Consider the following 528-nt stretch of genomic DNA (forward strand, 5'->3'; position numbering starts at 1 on the left):
TAATTATTTACCGAAGTATTGTTCATGATATTATGATTATAGATGATACAATTCACATGTCTTTTTCGATAGCTTGTAATGGTAAGTTCATTTTTGTAGCTATCTGCCCCTCTATACACCTTCCACTCAAGTAATAAAAACAAAAGTAGGAAGAAAACTACTGCGTTTTCCTCCTCCTCAATTCTTGTCACCTCTTGTCTTAGGCTTCCGGCGGCTTCTTAGCGGAAGAACAGGGATTCGAACCCTGGGAACAGTTGCCCGTTCACCGCANNTCGACCACTCCGGCATTCTTCCTGGTGTTTAGAAACTGGTTTGATTGTCCTTTAACGAATGCAGGGCGAACTCAAAATAGCTTCCTGGTCTCATACAAATAACAAGAGTTTGTTTTTCAACAGTGCAAATGTAGTGGATTTTATGGTTCGTTGTTCTCCGGCGGCTCTTTTTTTAATATGATAATTAAGTGAAGTGCTCGAAGATATTGTTCATTGTTTCATGATTTTGAGGATATTTAGAGCCTGTTTAAATTTT

1 tRNA gene is annotated in these 528 nt (G+C 38.4%); it reads right to left on the minus strand.

What is annotated here, in order from left to right:
* Positions 1-222: 222 nt before the first annotated feature.
* Positions 223-294, minus strand: a tRNA-OTHER gene (locus B2Z67_RS11655).
* Positions 295-528: the final 234 nt, after the last annotated feature.

The organism is Bacteroides sp. UBA939 (assembly GCF_002293435.1).
GTDB lineage: Bacteria > Bacteroidota > Bacteroidia > Bacteroidales > Bacteroidaceae > Bacteroides.